Here is a 20,101-nt window from a genome sequence, read left to right as displayed (position 1 = left end):
CCCTCTCCCGCGGGGGGAGAGGGGCTTTTGTGCGCGGTTATCCTGGGGCCTTGGCTTGAGCCTTCTCCCCCTCTCCCCAACCCCTCTCCCGCGGGGGGAGAGGGGCTTTTGTGTGCGGCTATCCTGGGGCCTTGGCTTGAGCCTTCCCCCCTCTCCCCAACCCCTCTCCCGCGAGTGGAGAGGGGCTTTTTTAGGCGGCCTTGCGGGATTCCAGGAAGTCTTGGGCGAAGCGCTGCAGGACGCCGCCGGCCTCGTAGATCGCGAGCTCTTCGGCGGTGTCGATGCGACAGGTGACCGGCACCTCGACAGGTTCGCCGTTCTTGCGCGTGATCACCAGGGTCAGGGTGGCGCGCGGTGTGCGCTCGCCGAGCACGTCGTAGGTCTCGCTGCCGTCGATCCCGAGTGTCTTGCGGTCGACGCCCGGTTTGAACTCCAGCGGCAGCACGCCCATGCCGACCAGGTTGGTGCGGTGGATGCGCTCGAAGCCCTCGGCCACGATCGCCTCCACCCCGGCCAGACGCACACCCTTGGCTGCCCAGTCGCGGGACGAGCCCTGGCCATAGTCGGCGCCGGCGATGATGATCAGCGGCTGCTTGCGGCCCATGTAGGTCTCGATCGCCTCCCACATGCGCATGACCTTGCCGTCTGGCTCGACGCGGGCCAGCGAGCCCTTCTTGACCTGGCCATCCACCACGGCCATCTCGTTGACCAGTTGCGGGTTGGCGAAGGTGGCGCGCTGAGCGGTGAGGTGGTCGCCGCGGTGCGTGGCGTAGGAGTTAAAGTCTTCCTCCGGCAGGCCCATCTTGGCCAGATACTCGCCGGCAGCGCTTTCGGCCATGATGGCGTTCGACGGGGACAGATGGTCGGTGGTGATGTTGTCCGGCAGGACCGCCAGCGGACGCATGCCCTTCAGCGTCCGCTCACCGGCCAGCGCGCCTTCCCAGTAGGGTGGACGGCGTATGTAGGTGCTCTGCGGGCGCCAGTCGTACAGCGGACTCTTGGCCTCTTCCACGATGCCCAGATCGAACATCGGGATATAGACCTGCTTGAACTGCTCCGGCTTCACGCAGGCCGCGACGATCGCGTCGATCTCCTCGTCGCTCGGCCACAGGTCTTTGAGGGTGATGGGGTTGCCCTGCGGGTCATGGCCGAGCGCATCCTGCTCGATGTCGAACCGCACGGTACCGGCGATAGCGTAGGCCACCACCAGCGGCGGCGAGGCGAGGAAGGCCTGCTTGGCATAGGGGTGGATGCGGCCGTCGAAGTTGCGGTTGCCCGACAGCACGGCAGTGGCGAAGAGGTCGCGGTCGATGATCTCCTGCTGGATCTTCGGGTCCAGTGCACCGGACATGCCGTTGCAGGTGGTGCAGGCGTAGCCGACGATGCCGAAGCCGAGCTGCTCCATCTCGGCCAGAAGACCGGCCTCTTCCAGATACAGCTTGGCGACCTTGGAGCCCGGCGCAAAGGATGTCTTCACCCAGGGCTTGCGCGTCAGCCCCAGTGCGTTGGCCTTCTTGGCCACCAGACCGGCGGCCACCACGTTGCGCGGATTGCTGGTGTTGGTGCAACTGGTGATAGCGGCGATGATCACAGCGCCGTCCGGCATCAGGCCTTCCTGCTCTTCGGCCAGCGCCTTGTCCAGATCCACGGCGATGCCGCGCTCGTGCAGTGCGCTGGTCGGCAGGCGGCGGTGCGGGTTGGACGGGCCGGCCATGTTGCGCACGACGGTGGACAGATCGAACTCCAGCACGCGCTCGTACTCGGCGCTCTCCAGCGCATCGGCCCACAGTCCAGCGGTCTTGGCATAGGTCTCGACCAGTGCGACCTGCTCGGGCTCGCGGCCGGTCAGCACGAGGTAGTCGATGGTCTGCCGGTCGATGTAGAACATCGATGCGGTCGCGCCGTACTCCGGACACATGTTGGAGATGGTGGCACGGTCACCGATCGTCAGGCTGGCGGCACCCTCGCCGAAGAACTCGACATAGGCACCCACCACGCGCTCCGTGCGCAGGAGCTCGGTCAGGGCCAGCACGATGTCGGTGGCGGTGATGCCCGGCCGACGCTTGCCGTTCAGGCGCACGCCGACGATGTCGGGCAGGCGCATCATTGAGGCGCGACCCAGCATCACGGTCTCGGCCTCCAGCCCGCCGACGCCGATGGCGATCACGCCGAGCGCGTCGACGTGCGGGGTGTGGCTGTCGGTCCCGACGCAGGTATCGGGGAAGGCCACCCCGTCACGGGCCTGGATCACCGGGGACATCTTCTCCAGATTGATCTGGTGCATGATGCCGTTGCCGGCCGGGATCACGTCGACGTTCTTGAAGGCGGTCTTGGTCCACTCAATGAAGTGGAAGCGGTCTTCGTTGCGCCGGTCTTCGATGGCACGATTCTTTTCGAAGGCGTCCGAGTCGAATCCACCGTACTCCACCGCCAGCGAGTGATCGACGATCAACTGGGTCGGTACCACCGGGTTCACCTGTGCTGGATCGCCGCCCTTCTCTGCGATGGCGTCGCGCAGCCCCGCCAGATCGACCAGAGCGGTCTGGCCCAGAATGTCGTGGCAAACCACGCGGGCCGGGTACCAGGGGAAGTCCAGATCCTGGCGGCGCTCGATGAGCTGCCCGAGTGCATCGGCGAGGCCAGCCGGGTCGCAGCGGCGCACCAGGTTCTCCGCGAGCACGCGCGAGGTGTACGGCAGCCCGGCATAGGCGCCGGGCCGGATGGCATCGACGGCGGCCCGGGCGTCGAAGTAGTCCAGGGCGGTGCCGGGCAGGGGCTTGCGATGGGCGCTGTTCATGATCGATGCACTGTATTGAAAGTGAAGACGTCGCCGGACACGCCGTGGCGCTCGAGTGGCGATGTGATGTTGCGATAAAGACAGCCGGGCATGAACGCCGCTGAACCAAGGCGTTCTGACCTGGACCCTGGACCCTGGACCCTGGACCCTGGACCCTGGACCCTGGACCCTGGACCCGAACCCCCGTCCGCTCACCGCTTCTCGATCGGCACCCAGCTCAGATTCTCCGGCCCGACATAGTTGGCGCTCGGACGGATGATCTTGGCGTCGATGCGCTGCTCGATGACGTGCGCCACCCAACCGGTGGTGCGCGAGATGACGAAGATCGGCGTGAACAAGGGGGTCGGAATGCCCATCTGCGCGTAGGACACCGCCGAGAACCAGTCGAGGTTCGGGAACATCTGCTTGATGTCCCACATGACGGTTTCGAGGCGGTCGGCGACCTCGAACATGCGCATGTTCTTGTTGGATTCGGACAGGCGACGTGCGACCGTCTTGATGACCTCGTTGCGCGGGTCGCCGGTCGTGTAAACCGGGTGACCAAAGCCGATGATGATCTCTTTGCGTCCGACCCGCTCGCGGATGTCCGTCTCGGCCTCGTCGGCACTGAAGTAGCGGCTCTGGATCTCGCAGGCGGCCTCGTTCGCGCCACCGTGCTTGGGTCCGCGCAGTGCGCCGATCGCGCCGGTGACGGCTGAGTAGATGTCCGAGTTGGTGCCGGCGACCACGCGTGCGGCGAAGGTCGAGGCGTTGAACTCATGCTCGGCGTAGAGGATCAGCGAGGTGTGCATGGCGCGCACCCACTCCGCCGACGGGGACTTGCCGTGCAGCAGGTTGAGGAAGTGTCCGCCGACCGACTCGTCGTCGGTCTCGACCTCGATGCGCCGGCCGTTGTGGGCGAAGTGGTACCAATAGAGGAGCATGGAGCCGAAGCTGGCGACCAGGCGATCGCCGATGTCGCGTGCCGCGGCGACCGGCATGTCGTCCTTCTCCGGCTCCAGCGTGCCGAGCAAGGATGCGCCGGTGCGCATCACGTCCATCGGGTGCGCCGAGGGCGGGATCTGCTCCAGAGCCGTCTTGAGTGCGGCGGGCAGGCCGCGCAGCGCGCGCAGCTTGCGCTTGTAGGCGGCAAGCTCGGCGGATGTCGGCAAGTGCCCGTGGATCAGCAGATAGGCGATCTCTTCGAACTCGGCCTGATCGGCGAAGTCGAGGATATCGTAGCCGCGATAATGCAGATCGTTGCCGGTGCGCCCGACGGTGCAGACGGCGGTGTTACCCGCTACGGTGCCGGACAGGGCGACCGACTTCTTGGGTTTCGGCAGTTGGCTCTCTTGGTTTTCGGCCATCTTGTTCTCCTCGATCGGTGTGATGCGGTTGTCTTTGTTCGGTCCTTAAGCTATCAGCTATCAGCTATCAGCTATCAGCTATCAGCTATCAGCTATCAGCTATCAGCTATCAGCTATCAGCGTCCAGCCTTCCGCTGTCGGCCTAGCCATCGCTGCCTGCTCGCTGACAGCTAACAGCTAACAGCTAACAGCTCTCCCCGGGGCGGCTCAATCAGACTTGCCGTGCGCAAACAGCTCATCGAGCTTCTGCTCGAAGCCGTGGTAGTTCAGGAAATCGTAGAGGTCCATGCGGGTCTGCATGGTGTCGACCACGGCGGCCTGGGTGCCGTCGCGGCGGATCGCCTCGTAGACCTTGAGTGCGGCGAGGTTCATGGCACGGAAGGCGGATAACGGGTAGAGCACGAGCGACACGCCGACTTCGCCCAACTCGGATGTCGTGAAGTACGGCGTGGAGCCGAACTCGGTGATGTTCGCCAGGACCGGGACCTTCACCGCGGCGATGAACTGCTCGTACTGGGCCAGCTCGGTCATGGCCTCGGGAAAGATCATGTCCGCGCCGGCCTCGACACAGGCGACAGCGCGCTCGATGGCCGAGTCGATCCCCTCGACGGCCAGCGCGTCGGTGCGGGCCATGATGACGAAGTCGTCGGTGCGTGCATCGACGGCGGCCTTGATCCGGTCGACCATCTCCTCCTTGGAGACGATCGCCTTGCCGGGACGATGACCGCAGCGCTTGGCCGCGACCTGGTCCTCGATATGGCAGCCGGCCGCGCCGGCCTGGTTCATCAACCGCACGGTGCGGGCGATGTTGAAGGCGCCGCCCCAGCCGGTGTCGGCGTCGACCAACAGCGGGAGGTCGGTCGCGTCGGTGATCCGTCGTACATCTTCCAAGACGTTGTCCAGGCTGGTCATGCCCAGATCCGGGATTCCGAAGGAGCAGGCCGCCACGCCGCCGCCCGAGAGATAAAGCGCCCGATAACCGGTGCGCTCGGCCATCATGGCATGATAGGCGTTGACGGCGCCGACCACCTGAAGAGGATGCTCCTCTTGGACGGCAAGCCGAAGCCGGGCGCCGGGGGTGAGAGTTTCGGTCATGCGGGTCATCTCCTTCTAAACCGCGCCCGGCGCGGTATGCGGTGTTTTTGGATGGGATCGGCCCCGGCAGACTTGACGACCGCTGGAGCAGACGCGGTTTAGGTTATTAAAAAAATATATTATTAAGGGCTGGCGGCTCGCGGCGCCGCTCAACGCTCGCCCGCCAGCCGACGCTCGATCGCCCGTCGCGATGCACGGATATGCCGTCGCATCAGCCATTCGGCCAGCTCGCCATCGCGCTCGGCGATGGCGTCGGCCACCAGCTCATGTTCCTTGAGCGCATCCGCCGCCCGGTCGCTTTTCATCCCGAACTGGCAGCGGTACATGCGCGCCAAGTGGTAGAGGTCGTTGCAAAGAATGTCGATGAGGCGCCGGTTGCCGCTGCCCTGGACGATGCGGAAGTGGAAGTCGAGATCGCCTTCCTGCTGGAAATAGGTTTGCCAGTCGGCACGCGCGACCTCGTGCCTGTGCTGCTCCAAGAGGCCCTTCAGGTCTGCGATGGCTGCATCGGACATGCGTTCCGCGGCGATCCGCGCGGCCATGCCCTCAAGCGCCTCACGGATGACATAGATCTCGAGAAGCTCATCGTTCGACAGGGTGATGACCCGCGCGCCGAGATTCGGGCGGCGTTCGACGAGATTGGTGGATTCGAGCCGGCGCATGGCCTCGCGCAGCGGGCCGCGGCTGATCCCGTAGCGGGCTGCGAGTGCCGGCTCGCTGATCTTGCTGCCGGCGGGGATCTCGCCCTCGACAATCGCCTGGCGCACCTGACCGAAGACACGATCGGCGATCGTCGAGGTCTCAAGTTCCAGAATAGCGTCAACGCCTGGCATCATCTCTGTCGACAGTGTTGCGGAGTATGCGTCTAATTTAAGCTATAGACGGCATATGTCAAGACTATGTGTCGACAATAATGTTATCCAGCGGTAGGGATAGGCCGGTTGCGGCCATGATGCGGGGCGGTCGGAAGAAGCAGCGGTGGGCGCCGATAGTAAGAATGGGTCGGTTAGGCAAAGCGCAGCGTGCCCAACTGTGATGCCGGCGCGGGTTGGGCACTGGCTAACAAGAACTCTGTCGGACAGTCAACGGTCATCACGGCCTCATCGCTGTCGCTTGCGCCGAGATCGTCAGTCACCTCAAGTGGGACTTTGCACTGACTGCCTTCGGCTGCGTCCGCGTCGATCTGTACGCTCGCATCCACCCCGTTCGCCGCGCCGGCGATGCCGCAAGAACCCATCGTCGACCAGGCATAGCTCGCGATCTGGCCGTCGGGATCGGATGAGCCGGAACCGCTCAGCGCGACTAGGTCACCGGGGCTTACCTGGAGGGGCGCTCCGCTGATCTGCGCCTCGGGCGGCTGCTGTGGGCCGGTGGCGGCGTCGATCTCGATGTCGTCGATGTACCAGCCGGTGCTTTCGTACGGGTAGCTAGCCGTGTGGAACCAGGCGATCTTGACTAGCTGGCCAGCGTAGCGTGGCAACTCATCGTCATCACGCCAGAAGGACCATACCTCCGACACACCGGTGATGGTGCCGCCGAGCGGTTGCCAATCCGACCAAGCCGTACCATCGAAGACCGAGATCTGGATATAGCCCGCGTCATAGCTCGAAGCCCGCGTCATAGCTCGAAAAGGAGAACCAATGCCAAAAGTTGAGCGAGATATTCGGCTCATCGCGCAGTCGGATCGGCGGTGTCATGAAGCGACTGTCCGTATAAGCGGCGTAGTTGCCATCGAGCACGGTACCGGCGCATTGACTGCCGCCATGACATGCCGGGGGGCCGGCGGTCGGTGTGCCGACCTCCCAGAGTCCGCGGGTCGCCGACCAATCGCCCCAGCCTCCATCGAAGCCTTCCGGATTGGAAACGCTCGGGATTTTCTCGAGGATCGTGACCTCGTTGATGTACCAGCCAGTGCTTTCGTACGGGGCACTATGGTACCAGGCGAATTTTACGACCTTTCCGGCATAGGCAGTGAGGTCGTCCATGCGATATGACCAAACGGGACTGACGTCGCCTGCTTCCAATCGCTCGCCGAGCTGCGCCCATTCCGACCATTGCGCGGTATCCGGGTCGTAAAAACTCACCTGGACATAAGCATAGTCATACGAGGAGTATGACAATTGCTGCCAGAATCTGAGCAGGATGCGCTCGTCACCCGAGACGCTCGGCAGGCTGATCTGCGGGCTGATCAATCGCGAGTCGGTATAAGCGGGATAGTTGCCACCGAGCACGGTGCCCGCGCATTTTGCGCCTGCCTTTCATGCCGCTGGACCGGCCGTCGGCGTACCGACCTCCCAAACACCATTGTCCGCAAACCAGCTCCCCCACCCGGATTCGAACCCTTCTTGCAAGAGGGTCTGGGCACTGGCCGGCAGCGGGGTCAGGGCGAGCGCGCAGAGGATCGCCCCGATCCAGCCGCGCAGGCCCCGACGGGACCGGAGGCCGAGCCTTTGAGGTGTGGTGGCGTCTCTCGCGATGGCCGGTTCGGTGAATGCGATTCCTCGGTCGACGGTCTCTGTGTCCGGCAGGTGCCCGGCCTTGATCTGGACGGGCTGACGCGGCGCCCGCTCGAACCGCGATTGATGTGACAGCATGGTCCTCTCTGTTTGCAACGCTTGGTGGATTCTTGTGATCACCTTGTGCGACCGAGACCTCGAAAGGTCCGGGGGGCTGCGCCACGACCATGAGGGACCGACCGCGAAACGGTTCGGCTCTAGGAAGCACCGACGCCCGCGTAAAGCGTAAACGCGAAGAGTGCGGTCTGCAATCCATACCTAACGAATGGATATGTTCTCTTATAGTGTTCTAGGTTTCTGTTTTATATATTTTTTATTGGGGAGGAACTCCAATCGGAATGGATTGAGTCGGTATCAAAGCACTGTCATGCCGTGACGCCGATGCGGATCGGAGATTGTGCAATGCCAAGCTTAACCCTTTAGCCCCATTCCTTTACCCACATCTCAAAAAAAGAGTTTCTCTCACGGAGACACGGAGACACGGAGACAGGGAGACACAAAAAATTTTGAATAACAATTGATAAATCAATAGCGATGTGCCATCTCATCGTCGCGCTAAGGACCGCCCGACCGACTTCCGGCCTTGGTCTCGGGTCGATAAGGCTCTGGTGTCGCGCGCGTCTTCTCCGTGCCTCCGTGTCTCCGTGAGAGAATCTCAGAAATATGGGTAACGGCATGCTTTAGACCCCCTCCCCCGGCCCCTCCCGCGAGGGGAGGGGAGACGCTTGTGTCTCGTTTAGACGGTCTCCCTCCTCCCTTGCAGGGAGCTTGCCGCCTATCCGTCAACACCCTGGTTCCAACCCAAAATGCTTCTCGTGTCGATGCGGAGGGCACGTAGAATCCGAGATGTTTCCTCCGTGTCTCCGTGGCTCCGTGAGAGATTGTTCAAAAACGGATCCGTGCTACGCGGGGGATGGCTGGGAGCGAGGAATGTTTGCTGCCGAGCGGATGTCGCACCCATGTCCGCGTCCGGCTCGGCTTGAAGAATATGCCCGATCAGCCGTGCTGTGCGTAGCCGATCTTGCCCAGTGCCGTCTCGATCTCTTCCAGGATGGCGGGATCGTCGATCGTGGCGGGCACGCGGTAATCCTTGCCGTCGGCGATCGACTTCATGGTGCCGCGCAGGATCTTGCCGGAGCGGGTCTTGGGCAAGCGCTGCACGATGGCCACGGTCTTGAAGGCGGCAACGGGTCCGATCTGATCGCGGACCAGATTCACCAGCTCTTTCATGATGACGGCATCGTTGCGCGAGACGCCCGATTTGAGCACGACCAGGCCCAGCGGCAGCTCGCCCTTGAGTTGATCGTGCGCCCCGATCACGGCGCACTCGGCCACATCCGGATGGGAGGCGAGTACCCCTTCCATCGCCCCCGTGGAGAGTCGGTGACCGGCGACATTGATGATGTCGTCGATGCGGCTCATGACGAACAGGTAGCCGTCCTCGTCCAGATAGCCGGCGTCGCCGGTCAGGTAGTAGCCGGGTTGCGCCGAGAGATAGGACTGGATGAAGCGAGGGTCGTTGCCCCAGAGCGTAGGTAGACAACCCGGTGGCAGCGGTAACTTGATCATGATGCGTCCGATATTGCCGGGCGTGACCGAGCGCCCCTCGTCGTCCAGGACCTGAATGTCGTAACCGGGTACAGCGCGCGTTGGCGAGCCGGGTTTGACCGGGAGCTGCTCGATGCCGAGACAGTTCGCAGCGATCGCCCAGCCGGTCTCAGTCTGCCACCAATGGTCGATGACCGGGATGCCCAGGATCTTTTGCGCCCAACCGAGCGTATCCGGGTCGCACCGCTCGCCCGCGAGGAAGAGCGCACGCAGGTTGCCGAGATCGTACCGCCCGAGATGCTCGGCGTTCGGATCGTCGCGCTTGATGGCGCGGAAGGCGGTGGGCGCGGTAAAGAGCACGGAGACACGGTGCTCGGAGATCACGCGCCAGAAGGCTCCGGCGTCGGGTGTGCCGACCGGTTTGCCCTCGTAGACGATCGTGGTGCAACCCGCCAGCAAGGGCGCATAGACGATGTAGGAATGTCCGACCACCCAGCCCACGTCGGATGCGGCCCAGAAGACCTCGCCGGGCTTGACGTTGTAGACGTTCTCCATGCTCCAGGCCATGGCGACCGCGTGTCCGCCGTTATCGCGTACCACGCCCTTGGGCTGGCCGGTGGTGCCGGAGGTGTAGAGGATATAGAGCGGGTCGGTCGCGGCGACCGAGACACAGGCGGCCGGCTCGGCGGCGGCGAGCGCCTCGGTCCAGCCGAGGTCGCGCCCCGCGATCAGGGTGCCGGGCTCCTGCTCGCGTTGCAGGATGATGCAGTGCTCGGGCTTGTGCTCGGCCAGATTGATGGCCGAGTCGAGCAGCGGCTTGTAATGGACGACGCGATTGGGCTCGATGCCGCAGGATCCGGCGACCATGACCTTGGGCTTGGCGTCGTCGATCCGGGTGGCCAGCTCGCGCGCGGAGAAACCGCCGAACACTACCGAATGGATGGCGCCGATCCGGGCGCAGCCGAGCATGGCGACGGCGGCTTCCGGCACCATCGGCATGTAGACGATAACCCGATCGCCCTTGGTCACGCCGAGCGCCAGCAAGGCCCCGGCGAAGCGCGCGACCTGATCCTGCAGCTCCGCATAGGTGATCACCGTCTTGGTGCCGGTGACGGGGCTGTCGTGGATGATGGCAGGCTGATCGCCCCGTCCGGCGGTCACGTGCCGATCCACGGCGTTGTAACAGGTGTTCAACATCCCGCCTGCGAACCAGCGATGAAATGGCGCATTGGCGCTGTCCAGGACCTTGTCCCACGGCCGATCCCAGTCGATAAGCTCGGCGGCCTCGGCCCAGAACGACTCCGGATCCTTCATCGACCGCTCGTAGACGGCTTGATAACCCATGGTGATTTCCTCGGTAGTTAAACCGCGCCCGGCGCGATACGCGATGTTATTGGATGGGATCGGCTCTGGAAAACTTGACGACCGCTGGAGTTGACGCGGTTTAAGATCGGAAGGCTTCTGCGCATTTGCTGCGATGCAACATTAAACCGCGCCCGTTGCGGTATGCGATTTTTTTGGATGGGATCGGCTCCGGCAGACTTAACGACCGTTGGAGTCGGCGCGGTTTAAGAGATCAAAAAATCGTAAACTCTAAACCGCGTCTCCGCAAAGGTCGGAAAATCCTTGAGCCCGACACACAATGAAAACCACGCATTTCACTCTGAACGCGGTTTAAACACAATGTTCTTAAACACCTAAACCGCGCCGACTCCGGCGCTGGTGGGCCGCACCAGCGCCGAGCCGAGTCACGAACGGCGCATGTCGCGCCGGGCGCGGTTTAGCAGCGGTTTAGAAGGCGATTTGGGCAAAGCTCTCCTCGGCCGCATCCAGCGTCGCCTGGATCTCGGCCTCGCCGTGCGCCATCGAGACGAAACCGGCCTCGAACGCGGACGGCGCCAGGTAGACCCCGCGCTCGAGCATGGCGTGGAAGAAGGTCTTGAACTGGTCCTGATTGCAGGTGGTCGCCTGCTCGTAGTTGGTCACCTTCTCGCCGGTGAAGAAAAGCCCGAACATGCCGCCGGCCTGATTGGTGCTGAAGGGAATGCCCGCGGCATCGGCGCGTGCCTGCAGTCCCGCGAGCAGCTTTGAGGTGGTCGCGCTCAGGCGGTCGTAGAAGCCGGGCTCGCTGAGCAGCTCCAGGGTTTTGAGGCCGGCCGCCATTGCGATCGGGTTGCCCGAGAGTGTGCCGGCTTGATAGACCGGCCCGAGCGGGGAGATGCGGGACATGATCTCGCGCTTGCCGCCGAAGGCGCCGACCGGCATGCCGCCGCCGATGACCTTGCCGAGCGCGGTGAGGTCCGGTGTGACGCCGAATAGCTCCTGGGCGCCGCCGCGCGAGACGCGAAAGCCCGTCATCACCTCGTCGAAGATGAGCACGGCGCCGTATTGGTCGCAGATCTCACGCAGACCTTCGAGGAATCCCGGCACGGGCGGGATGCAGTTCATGTTGCCGGCGACCGGCTCGACGATGATGCAGGCGATCTCGCTGCCGATCTCGGCGAAGGTCTCGCGCACCTGCTCCAGGTCGTTGTAGGCCAGCGTGATGGTCAGCTCGGCCAGGGCCGCGGGCACGCCCGGCGAGCTCGGCTCGCCGAGCGTCAGTGCGCCCGAGCCGGCCTTCACCAGGAGCGAGTCGACATGGCCGTGGTAGCAGCCCTCGAATTTGATCACCTTGTCGCGACCCGTGTAGCCGCGGGCCAGGCGCAGGGCGCTCATGGTCGCCTCGGTGCCGGAGCTGACCATGCGGACCAGGTCCATGCTCGGGACCAGCGCGCAGACGCGGTCGGCCATGGTCGTCTCCAGCTCGGTCGGGGCGCCGAAGGAGAGCCCCTTCTGGATGCGCTCCTGCACGGCCGCGATGACCTGCGGATGCGCGTGCCCGAGGATCATGGGGCCCCAGGAGCCGACATAGTCGACATAGCGCTTGCCGTCGGCGTCGATCGCATAGGCCCCGGAGGCGCTTTCGAAGAAGACCGGATCGCCGCCGACGCCGCGAAACGCGCGCACCGGCGAGTTCACGCCGCCGGGGATATGGCGCTGCGCGGCTTGGAAGAGATCATGGGATCGGCTCATCGGGGGTCTCCGTCGACAAAAAGTGAGGCATAGGCGCGCGCCGCGGCGGCGAGGTCCGGCTGCGCAAAGACACCGGTCACGACCGCCAGCATCCGGGCGCCCGCCGCGATCAATAGCCCGCCATTTTGTGGCGTGATCCCGCCGATCGCAACCGCGGGAATGCGAAGGCTGTCGCGCGCGGCGCTCAGAAGCCCCACGGAGGCACGCACCGCATGCGGTTTGGTGGCCGAGGGGAAGAAGCTCCCAAAGGCGACATAGCTGGCCCCGGCCCGCTCGGCGGCCCGGGCGAGTTCGAAGTCGCCGTAGCAGGAGACGCCGACGATGGCGTCCGCGCCGAGGCGCCGACGGGCCGCGATGGGGTCGCCGTCGTCGCGGCCGAGGTGGACCCCGTCGGCGCCGATCTCCGCGGCGAGTGCGACATCGTCATTGATGACGAGGAGGACGTCCGCGGCACGGCAGACGCCGAGTAAGGCAATGGCCTGGTCGCGTCGAAGCCGTCGATCCGGTCCTTTGTGGCGATACTGGACGAGTCTGGCCCCGCCCGAGATGGCCTGCGCGACCTGCTCGGCGAGGACGCCGGGGGGCTCCGCGGTGTCCGGGGTGATCAGATAGAGTCCGTCGAGGTGTGTCATCGGTCGAGTGCGTAAAGGCGATTGGGTGTCAGTTGACAGCGGCCGGTTCGGAGTGCCCGATCGAGGCTTTCCCAGGTGTAGGCTTGGGCCTCGGCGACGGCCTCCGGCATCGCCGCCCCGAGCGCGAGGCGGGCGGCGATCGCGCTCGCCAGCGTGCAGCCCGAACCATGATACTCGCCGGCCAGGCGCGGCCAGTCCAGGCGTTGTTGAAGCCCCTCGGGATTGAACAGCCAATTGGTGACGTCGGCGGTGTCGTCGTGCGTGCCCGTGATCAGGACCCATCGTGCGCCGAGCGAGAGCAGGCGCGTCGCGCAGTCGGATGGACCGAGTGCGCCGGTCAAGGTTTGCGCCTCCGGCAGATTCGGCGTGACGAGCGTGCTGCGACGAATCAGGCTCACCCGCAAGCGATCCAGCATGGCGGCGTCCGCGACCCGTTGTCCGGCGCCGCTGCCCAGGACGGGGTCGAGGACCACCGGAAGGTCGGGGTTTTCGTCGATCAGCGTGCCGAGCAAGTCGATCAGCGGGGCGCTGCCGATCATCCCGATCTTGAGTGCGCCGGGGATGCAGTCGCGCAACAGGGCGCGGCACTGCCCCTCGACATGCTCGGGGGATTGCGGGTAGACGCGCGAAAGCCCGCAGGTGTTTTGCTCGGTCAGCGCGCTGATGACGGTGACCGGGAAGGCGCCCGCGGCCCGCACGGCCTCGGCGTCGGCGAGGATGCCGGCCCCGCCGCTCGGGTCGTGGCCGCCGACGCAGAGGACGACGGGTCGATCGTTGATCGTGCTCATGGGGAAGTCTCTTCTCTTCAGCCGGCGTGGCAGCTGGAATGGTCCGTTCGGCGCCGCCGCGGAGTGCGTTCCGCGGAATCTCGGAGATGATTCGCCCGAGTTTCGTTGAAATCCGAATCGATCCGCCCGACCATTTGAGGCCATTAAACCCGGACGTCATTATGGATGTCGATCCCGACACACCCTTGCGCCGGGGGCCGGAACCGCGACGGAGCGACCTGATGAAGACCTACATGTGTGTGATTTGCGGCTTGATCTACGACGAGGCCGAGGGCTGGCCCGACGACGATATCCCGCCCGGGACGCGTTGGGACGATGTCCCGCTCAATTGGAAGTGTCCCGAGTGCGGTGCCGGGAAGGATGATTTCGAGATGGTCGAGATCTAATGTACCGCGATCTTGACGAACCGGCGACGCCGAGCAGTGGGTCGGTAGGCGAATCCGAGCGGCTGCAAGGGCTCGGTAGTTCCCGCGCATTGCGGATTTTCTCGTCTACACTCCTTGACATGGACGCGATCGCGGAACGACAAGTGAGCGGACTCGAGGGCCTGGAGGTTGCCGGGCTGGCGAGGCGCTATTGCGACCTCATCGAGGCGTCGGCAGGCGACGTTCGGCGGCGCTGGCTGGGGGACGTGGCGAGTCTCCTGCCGCGTCTCCAAGCGGCGATCTCTTCGGTGTCGACCCCGGTCTCGGACATTGTCCCTACGAGCGCTCTGGATCTCGATGCGCGCTTCGAGCTGTTCTGGCAGTTGCGGCAGTTGCTCGCCGATCGCGACGGCTATTGGCTGGAGTTCGATCGGGCGAGCGAGGGTGCCGACGGGATGACCGGGAGCTTGGCGGACGACCTGACCGACATCTATTGCGAGCTGAAATCCGGACTCGCACTCTATGCTTGTCACCCCGAGCGCGCTTTGAGGGGCTGGGCCTTCGGGTTCGATCGTCACTGGGGCCGACACCTCGTCGATGCCGAGCGTCATCTCGCCTTGCTCGCCGCTCAAGGGCGGCTTGAGCTTTGACCCTTAATCTTGCGGTAGTATAATCGTCGGGTTTTCTGCTAACCTCCGCCATCAAATCGATTTGTCAAGAGGTCGAGACCTATGTCTGCGGTATTGAATGAAATGGAGCTGACGCTGACCGCGCCGGCTCAGGCGAAGATGGCCGATCTTTTCGGGCAAGTCGACGACAACGTTCAGGGCGTGCGTGTGTTTGCGACGCCTGGCGGATGCAGCGGCATCAGCTTCGGGATGACCTTCACCGACGCCATCAACGACGACGACGGCGTGTTGGCGTACGACGGCTTCAAGGTGGTGGTCGACGACGGTACGCTGCCCTATCTGCGCGGTGTGGAGATCGATTTCGTCGATCAAGGCGACGGCAACGCGACCTTCGTGTTCAACAACCTTCCGCAGGTCGGCAGTGGCGGAGGCTGCGGCTCTTGCGGGTCCTCGTCGTCCTCGGGCGGCGGCTGTTCCTGATCCCGAAGGCCTCGCGTCGCCTCGAAACGAGAAGCGGCTTATGCCGCTTTTTTCGTTGGGGCGATAGAGGATCGCATTCTGCTTTTCGCGCGTTTGGAGTCGAGTCGGTATGGTGAGGGTCGGAATCGTCGGCGGAACGGGATATACGGGTGCGGAGCTCTTGCGGATCTTGGCACGGCACCCCGCCGCCGAGCTGGCGGTCATCACGTCGCGGAGCGAGGCAGGGGTCCCCGTTGCCGAGATGTTTCCTCATCTGCGGGGGCGGCTGGATCTCGAGTTCACGGCGCCCGACGAGGGTGCGCTAACTGAGTGCGACCTCGTGTTCTTCGCAACGCCCAACGGAACAGCGATGAAGGCAGTGCCCGATCTACTCGCACGCGGTGTGCGTGTGGTTGATCTGGCCGCCGACTTTCGTTTGAAGGATCCCGTGCTCTGGGAGACCTGGTACGGGATGCCTCATGCCTGTCCCGAGCTTCTACCCGAGGCGGTCTACGGGTTGCCGGAGCTCAATCGGGATGCGGTGTGCGGAGCACGACTGGTGGCGAATCCGGGTTGCTATCCGACGGCGGTGACACTCGGGTTTGTGCCTCTGCTCGCCGCCGGAGTGGTCGATCCGAGCTGGTTGATTGCCGACGCAAAGTCCGGCGTCAGCGGTGCCGGGCGCAAGGCGACGACGGGTTTGTTGATGGCCGAGGTCGGCGAAAGCTTCAAGGCGTATTCCGTCCCCGGGCATCGGCATGCGCCAGAGATCGCTCAGAACCTCGAACGTTTCTCCGGTTCTGCCTTGAATCTGACCTTCGTTCCCCATCTGGTCCCGATGATCCGCGGGATTGAAGCCACGCTTTACGCGCGCTTGACCCGATCCGACGTCGATCTCGACGACCTCTTCTCGACCTATTATGCGCAAGAGCCTTTTGTCGATCCGATGCCGGGTGGGGCGCATCCGGATACCCGTTCGGTGCGCGGGTCAAACCTCTGCCGGATGGCGGCGACCCGTCAAGGTGACTCAGGTGTCGTCGTCGTCCAGTCCGTGATCGACAACTTGGTGAAGGGCGCAGCAGGGCAGGCGGTTCAGAACATGAATCTGATGTTCGGAATTGAAGAAACCGCCGGGCTGGACGCATTGGCTCTCCTGCCCTGAAGGCCGGGCCAGTTTGAGACCGATGGACTCGGGTGATCCGATGCGCAAGCGGTCCATGTACCGGAGTCTCGGTTCGGGTTCTCACCCACCTCATGTCTGATTCATCGCGACGCCTCTCCTACCGGCTGCTGGCGGGCGGTTTCTATGCCCTGCTCTTGGCCGCGGCGCTCTGGGCGGGGTTCGAGCTCGGCTGGGAGCGTGTAACATCGCTCCTGCAGCCGGATTTGGTTGCACTCGATGAGGAGCGGCTTGCCGTGGTGGAGGAGCGCGATGCGTTGCGAAGCGAGCTTGCGGCCGCGTTGCGCGAACGCGTCATTTCGGACCGAAGTCATCAGATCGACCGCGAGACGGTGCGCGCGCTGACCGATCAACTCAAGGAAGCGGAAGACGCTCGATTGGAATTGAGTCGAGAGCTTGTGTACCTGAAGCGACTGGTCCAAGAGGGCGACCGCGGCGCAATCCGGGTTCAAGACTTGCGCATCGTCTCCGAAGCTACCCCCAAGGTGTTCCGCTATACCTTCACCTTGACCCAAGTTAGCCCGGGGTTCGCGGAGTCCACCGGCTATGTTCGATTCGAGATCGAAGGGCGAACCCCAAGCGGTGCCGTGACGCTGTCGCTCGAGGATCTCCCGAGCGCGGAACCGCGAGCCCTGCCGATCGCGCTGGAGTATCTCCAAAGTCTGTCCGGATCTTTCGCATTACCCGATGATTTTGAGCCATCCAGCGTTCTGATCAAGATCGAGCCGTCCGACGATCGCTTAATGCCGACATCGGAATCCTTTCCGTGGTCCCCGACGACGGAGGCGCCGGTCGGGGCGCTCCCGGAGGCATGGCCTCGAGGTGCTTGATGCGACTCAATCTTCAAGTCGCCGAATCGCTCGTGCTACCTCGCCGACGGACCTACGCGCTTGAAAAAACCGACGAAGAGCATAGGATAAGTGTTCTGGAATCCTCAACCCGAGAGCCGACCTACCATGACGACCGCAGTTGCCGCTGATCTACCGCTGGTTTTCACCAATTCTGCCGCATCCAAGGTGGCCCAATTGATTTCCGAGGAAGGTAATCCCTCTTTGATGTTGCGCGTCTACATCCAGGGAGGTGGATGCTCGGGCTTCCAGTACGGGTTCACGTTCGATGAAGAGGTGCAGGACGGCGACACGGAGGTCGTCACCGACGGCGTCACCCTGTTGGTCGATCCGATGAGTCTGCAGTATCTGATGGGTTCGGAAATCGACTACACCGAGGGTCTCCAGGGTGCTCAGTTCGTGATCCGCAACCCCAACGCGACCACGACCTGCGGCTGCGGCTCGTCCTTCTCGACTTAGTTCTGCCCCGGCCGGATCGCCTGCGCCGGCGGGGTTGCAGATTCTTCCGACTCGGCCGGAGCGCTCGTCGAGTGCTTCGGCGGAATCGTAAGCGGGATGATGCGCCTATCGGGCGGTTTGGCCGCGCTGTCTTCGGCCGGCCGGGTCGAAAACCACTGCCAGGCGGCATATCCCAAGAGCGCAAGCGCAAGCACGGCCAACACCACTGCGATGACCCTGAGGGGTTTGCTGCGCGCCTTGCGTCTCGGCCATTCCGTTTGTCTAAATTTGTAGTCTCGCATCATCACTCGATCACAAGGCTCGGAAAATACGAAGTTTTCCAGGTATCTACTAGTGTAGACCCAAAAGAGGCCAAGCGACAAGCCGCGCCCGGGGCCATTCCTGGGCTAACTGAGTGACAGATGACCGGCGACTTGTGGGCATCTCGTCTCCGTCGTAACCTCGTCCGCTTTTAGCCAAAGCCCAACGGGTTGGACGATTGACGATCATGGAGCCACTCGAACGCACGCTCGCGCTCATCAAACGCGGGACCGACGAAATCCTCCTCGAAGATGCACTTCGCCGGAAGCTGGCCCTCGGGCGTCCGCTGCGGATCAAGGCGGGATTCGACCCGACGGCCCCCGACCTTCATCTCGGGCATACGGTTCTCCTCAACAAGCTGCGCCAATTCCAGGATCTCGGGCATGAGATCCTCTTTCTCATCGGTGATTTCACCGGGATGATCGGCGACCCCACGGGAAAGAGCGCAACACGCAAGCCCCTGTCCCGCGAGCAGATTCAAGACAACGCTAAGACCTATCAAGATCAGGTTTTCCGGATCCTCGACCCGGATCGCACGCGTGTCGTCTTCAACTCGTCATGGCTCGAAGGGCTCGGAGCGGCCGGCTTGGTTCAGCTGGCAGCCCGACACACCGTGGCTCGGATGCTCGAGCGTGACGATTTCGCCAAACGTTACAAGGGCGGGCAGCCGATCGCGATCCACGAATTTCTCTATCCCCTGATCCAGGGCTACGACTCCGTCGCGCTGCAGGCGGATGTCGAGCTGGGAGGAACCGATCAGAAGTTTAACCTTTTGGTCGGGCGCCAGCTCCAGGAGGCCTACGGCCAGGAGCCGCAGGTGGTCATTACGGTCCCGCTCCTCGAAGGGTTGGACGGCACCCAGAAGATGTCGAAGTCTTTGGGTAACTACATCGGCATCACGGATGCACCCGACGAGATGTTCGGCAAGATCATGTCGGTGTCGGATGACCTCATGTGGCGCTATTTCGAGCTCCTCAGCACGCGGGATCTCGCCGAGATTCAGGCGCGGCGGGACGCGGTGCGCGAAGGCGCCAATCCGCGGGACATCAAGTTCGAGCTCGGGCTGGAGCTAGTCACCCGTTTCCATGACGCCGAGTGTGCACGGCAAGCGCTCGACGGGTTCGTGGCACGGTTTCAGCGTGGCGCGATACCCGAGGATGTCCCCGAGGAGATCGTGTCGGCGGGCGAGGGCGGCGCGCTGCCGATTGCCAATCTACTCAAGGCGGCGGGTCTGGTCGGCAGTACCTCTGAGGCGATCCGCCTGATCGGACAGGGTGCCGTGCGTATCGACGGTGAGCGGATCGAAGATGCCCGCCTGTCCTGCGCTGCCGGCAGCCAGCACCTCTATCAGGTCGGTAAGCGGCGCATCGCGCGCGTGAGGGTCTCTTGAAGGGTGCCTGAAGCGCCTCGGCGGTCAGGTTGGCCGTTTTCCGGGACTTTCCGTAACCGCGTCGTCACACGGGCATTGACAGTGGTGCGCAGAGGTATAGAATGCGCGGCTCGCTGAGGGGAAACCGGAAGCGGTGGTGGTCCTGGAGGGGCTGCCGGAGCGAGGGAGGCGAGGTGTTGCGGGGTGAGGGAGCGCGAGGCGGGGGGTTGACAAGCTCCTCGGGAGCTGTAGAATTGTCGGTCTTGGCGGAGCGGAAGATCGGCGATGCCGGAACCGAGTCGAGCTGAGAGAGAGATCTTTAACATATCGGGTCATCAGATAATTTGTGCGGGTGCTCCGGTGTCGTTTGGATGATTCCAAAGAGACATCGGCAAGCACTTCGGTGACGAAGAGTTTGTTGAGCAAGGATAAATCATCTACTTCGGTAGATGATGACGGTTTGAACTGAAGAGTTTGATCCTGGCTCAGATTGAACGCTGGCGGCATGCCTAACACATGCAAGTCGAACGCGAAAGTCCTTCGGGGCGAGTAGAGTGGCGGACGGGTGAGTAATGCATGGGAATCCACCTCGACGTGGGGGATAACCCGGGGAAACTCGGGCTAATACCGCATACGACCTACGGGTGAAAGGGGGCTTCGGCTCTCGCGTCGAGACGAGCTCATGTCCGATTAGC

The 20,101-nt window shown here is 63.5% G+C and carries 19 protein-coding genes and 1 rRNA gene; 8 read left to right on the top strand and 12 right to left on the bottom strand.

The window, feature by feature from the left end; genetic code table 11:
• Positions 1-190: 190 nt before the first annotated feature.
• The 11 genes from acnD to AADX97_RS20425 all read right to left on the bottom strand — a co-directional run bounded on the left by acnD (position 191) and on the right by AADX97_RS20425 (position 13,797).
• On the bottom strand, positions 191-2,797 hold the full coding sequence (gene acnD, locus AADX97_RS20475; RefSeq protein ID WP_374238669.1) for a Fe/S-dependent 2-methylisocitrate dehydratase AcnD: 2,607 nt from the start codon (positions 2,795-2,797) through the stop codon (positions 191-193).
• A 191-nt stretch (positions 2,798-2,988) separates the two neighbouring features.
• Positions 2,989-4,143 carry a 2-methylcitrate synthase gene (gene prpC, locus AADX97_RS20470; RefSeq protein ID WP_374237168.1) on the bottom strand — a complete coding sequence of 385 codons (1,155 nt, stop codon included), beginning with the start codon at positions 4,141-4,143 and terminating at the stop codon, positions 2,989-2,991.
• 207 nt (positions 4,144-4,350) lie between these two features.
• Positions 4,351-5,238 (bottom strand): methylisocitrate lyase, encoded by an 888-nt coding sequence (gene prpB / locus AADX97_RS20465; RefSeq protein ID WP_374237169.1) that lies wholly within the window; start codon positions 5,236-5,238, stop codon positions 4,351-4,353.
• 149 nt (positions 5,239-5,387) lie between these two features.
• The gene (locus tag AADX97_RS20460) at positions 5,388-6,071 is read right to left on the bottom strand and encodes a GntR family transcriptional regulator (RefSeq protein WP_374237185.1); all 684 of its coding nucleotides are present in this window, start codon (positions 6,069-6,071) and stop codon (positions 5,388-5,390) included.
• A gap of 173 nt (positions 6,072-6,244) precedes the next feature.
• Positions 6,245-6,859 (bottom strand): hypothetical protein, encoded by a 615-nt coding sequence (locus tag AADX97_RS20455; protein WP_374237170.1) that lies wholly within the window; start codon positions 6,857-6,859, stop codon positions 6,245-6,247.
• The gene (locus tag AADX97_RS20450) at positions 6,837-7,469 is read right to left on the bottom strand and encodes a choice-of-anchor J domain-containing protein (protein WP_374237171.1); all 633 of its coding nucleotides are present in this window, start codon (positions 7,467-7,469) and stop codon (positions 6,837-6,839) included. Before AADX97_RS20450 ends, AADX97_RS20455 begins: the two co-directional genes overlap by 23 nt.
• Positions 7,470-7,496: 27 nt before the next feature.
• On the bottom strand, positions 7,497-7,832 hold the full coding sequence (locus tag AADX97_RS20445) for a hypothetical protein (RefSeq protein WP_374237172.1): 336 nt from the start codon (positions 7,830-7,832) through the stop codon (positions 7,497-7,499).
• A 918-nt stretch (positions 7,833-8,750) separates the two neighbouring features.
• Positions 8,751-10,646, bottom strand: coding sequence for a propionyl-CoA synthetase (locus AADX97_RS20440; RefSeq protein ID WP_374237173.1), 1,896 nt, complete (start codon positions 10,644-10,646; stop codon positions 8,751-8,753).
• A gap of 447 nt (positions 10,647-11,093) precedes the next feature.
• Positions 11,094-12,377 (bottom strand): glutamate-1-semialdehyde 2,1-aminomutase, encoded by a 1,284-nt coding sequence (hemL, locus tag AADX97_RS20435; RefSeq protein WP_374237174.1) that lies wholly within the window; start codon positions 12,375-12,377, stop codon positions 11,094-11,096.
• Complete coding sequence (gene thiE, locus AADX97_RS20430) at positions 12,374-13,009, bottom strand: thiamine phosphate synthase (protein ID WP_374237175.1); 636 nt, start codon at positions 13,007-13,009, stop codon at positions 12,374-12,376. Before thiE ends, hemL begins: the two co-directional genes overlap by 4 nt.
• Positions 13,006-13,797: a hydroxymethylpyrimidine/phosphomethylpyrimidine kinase gene (locus tag AADX97_RS20425; RefSeq protein WP_374237176.1), complete on the bottom strand. Its 792-nt coding sequence runs from the start codon at positions 13,795-13,797 to the stop codon at positions 13,006-13,008. The genes thiE and AADX97_RS20425 overlap by 4 nt, the downstream gene beginning before the upstream one ends.
• Positions 13,798-14,018: 221 nt before the next feature.
• Between AADX97_RS20425 and AADX97_RS20420 the strand changes: the two genes are divergently transcribed.
• From AADX97_RS20420 to erpA, 6 genes are all read left to right on the top strand, one after another.
• On the top strand, positions 14,019-14,183 hold the full coding sequence (locus tag AADX97_RS20420) for a rubredoxin (protein WP_374237177.1): 165 nt from the start codon (positions 14,019-14,021) through the stop codon (positions 14,181-14,183).
• Positions 14,184-14,326: 143 nt separating this feature from the next.
• Positions 14,327-14,812, top strand: coding sequence for a DUF5063 domain-containing protein (locus tag AADX97_RS20415; protein ID WP_374237178.1), 486 nt, complete (start codon positions 14,327-14,329; stop codon positions 14,810-14,812).
• 81 nt (positions 14,813-14,893) lie between these two features.
• On the top strand, positions 14,894-15,271 hold the full coding sequence (locus AADX97_RS20410; protein ID WP_374237179.1) for a HesB/IscA family protein: 378 nt from the start codon (positions 14,894-14,896) through the stop codon (positions 15,269-15,271).
• Positions 15,272-15,380: 109 nt separating this feature from the next.
• Positions 15,381-16,412 (top strand): N-acetyl-gamma-glutamyl-phosphate reductase, encoded by a 1,032-nt coding sequence (gene argC / locus AADX97_RS20405; protein WP_374237180.1) that lies wholly within the window; start codon positions 15,381-15,383, stop codon positions 16,410-16,412.
• A gap of 92 nt (positions 16,413-16,504) precedes the next feature.
• Entirely contained in the window at positions 16,505-17,260 is a 756-nt protein-coding gene (locus AADX97_RS20400) for a DUF6776 family protein (protein ID WP_374237181.1), read from the top strand.
• Between the two features lie 126 nt (positions 17,261-17,386).
• The gene (gene erpA / locus AADX97_RS20395) at positions 17,387-17,737 is read left to right on the top strand and encodes an iron-sulfur cluster insertion protein ErpA (RefSeq protein ID WP_374237182.1); all 351 of its coding nucleotides are present in this window, start codon (positions 17,387-17,389) and stop codon (positions 17,735-17,737) included.
• Here erpA and AADX97_RS20390 read toward each other — a convergent pair.
• Positions 17,734-18,018: a hypothetical protein gene (locus AADX97_RS20390; protein WP_374238774.1), complete on the bottom strand. Its 285-nt coding sequence runs from the start codon at positions 18,016-18,018 to the stop codon at positions 17,734-17,736. The genes erpA and AADX97_RS20390 overlap by 4 nt on opposite strands.
• A 206-nt stretch (positions 18,019-18,224) precedes the next feature.
• On the opposite strand from AADX97_RS20390, the gene tyrS reads away from it, so the two are divergent.
• Together tyrS and AADX97_RS20380 are read left to right on the top strand one after the other, a co-directional pair.
• Positions 18,225-19,427 carry a tyrosine--tRNA ligase gene (tyrS, locus tag AADX97_RS20385; protein ID WP_374237184.1) on the top strand — a complete coding sequence of 401 codons (1,203 nt, stop codon included), beginning with the start codon at positions 18,225-18,227 and terminating at the stop codon, positions 19,425-19,427.
• Between the two features lie 441 nt (positions 19,428-19,868).
• A 16S ribosomal RNA gene (locus AADX97_RS20380) occupies positions 19,869-20,101 on the top strand; the annotation flags it as partial.

The sequence above is a fragment of the Thiocapsa sp. C2-2m genome (assembly GCF_041903745.1).
Taxonomy (GTDB): domain Bacteria; phylum Pseudomonadota; class Gammaproteobacteria; order Chromatiales; family Chromatiaceae; genus Thiocapsa; species Thiocapsa roseilacustris.
This window is presented reverse-complemented; position numbering and strand designations above follow the sequence as displayed.

Bases quoted from the DNA above. Each gene is read 5' to 3' on its own strand.
- erpA (WP_374237182.1), top strand. From the start codon at position 17,387: ATGACGACCGCAGTTGCCGCTGATCTACCGCTGGTTTTCACCAATTCT.
- AADX97_RS20460 (WP_374237185.1), bottom strand. From the start codon at position 6,071: ATGCCAGGCGTTGACGCTATTCTGGAACTTGAGACCTCGACGATCGCC.
- AADX97_RS20425 (WP_374237176.1), bottom strand. From the start codon at position 13,797: ATGAGCACGATCAACGATCGACCCGTCGTCCTCTGCGTCGGCGGCCAC.
- tyrS (WP_374237184.1), top strand. From the start codon at position 18,225: ATGGAGCCACTCGAACGCACGCTCGCGCTCATCAAACGCGGGACCGAC.
- prpC (WP_374237168.1), bottom strand. From the start codon at position 4,143: ATGGCCGAAAACCAAGAGAGCCAACTGCCGAAACCCAAGAAGTCGGTC.
- hemL (WP_374237174.1), bottom strand. From the start codon at position 12,377: ATGAGCCGATCCCATGATCTCTTCCAAGCCGCGCAGCGCCATATCCCC.
- AADX97_RS20400 (WP_374237181.1), top strand. From the start codon at position 16,505: ATGTCTGATTCATCGCGACGCCTCTCCTACCGGCTGCTGGCGGGCGGT.
- AADX97_RS20440 (WP_374237173.1), bottom strand. From the start codon at position 10,646: ATGGGTTATCAAGCCGTCTACGAGCGGTCGATGAAGGATCCGGAGTCG.
- acnD (WP_374238669.1), bottom strand. From the start codon at position 2,797: ATGAACAGCGCCCATCGCAAGCCCCTGCCCGGCACCGCCCTGGACTAC.
- prpB (WP_374237169.1), bottom strand. From the start codon at position 5,238: ATGACCGAAACTCTCACCCCCGGCGCCCGGCTTCGGCTTGCCGTCCAA.
- AADX97_RS20390 (WP_374238774.1), bottom strand. From the start codon at position 18,018: ATGCGAGACTACAAATTTAGACAAACGGAATGGCCGAGACGCAAGGCG.
- AADX97_RS20410 (WP_374237179.1), top strand. From the start codon at position 14,894: ATGTCTGCGGTATTGAATGAAATGGAGCTGACGCTGACCGCGCCGGCT.
- argC (WP_374237180.1), top strand. From the start codon at position 15,381: ATGGTGAGGGTCGGAATCGTCGGCGGAACGGGATATACGGGTGCGGAG.
- thiE (WP_374237175.1), bottom strand. From the start codon at position 13,009: ATGACACACCTCGACGGACTCTATCTGATCACCCCGGACACCGCGGAG.
- AADX97_RS20455 (WP_374237170.1), bottom strand. From the start codon at position 6,859: ATGACGCGGGCTTCGAGCTATGACGCGGGCTATATCCAGATCTCGGTC.
- AADX97_RS20445 (WP_374237172.1), bottom strand. From the start codon at position 7,832: ATGCTGTCACATCAATCGCGGTTCGAGCGGGCGCCGCGTCAGCCCGTC.
- AADX97_RS20420 (WP_374237177.1), top strand. From the start codon at position 14,019: ATGAAGACCTACATGTGTGTGATTTGCGGCTTGATCTACGACGAGGCC.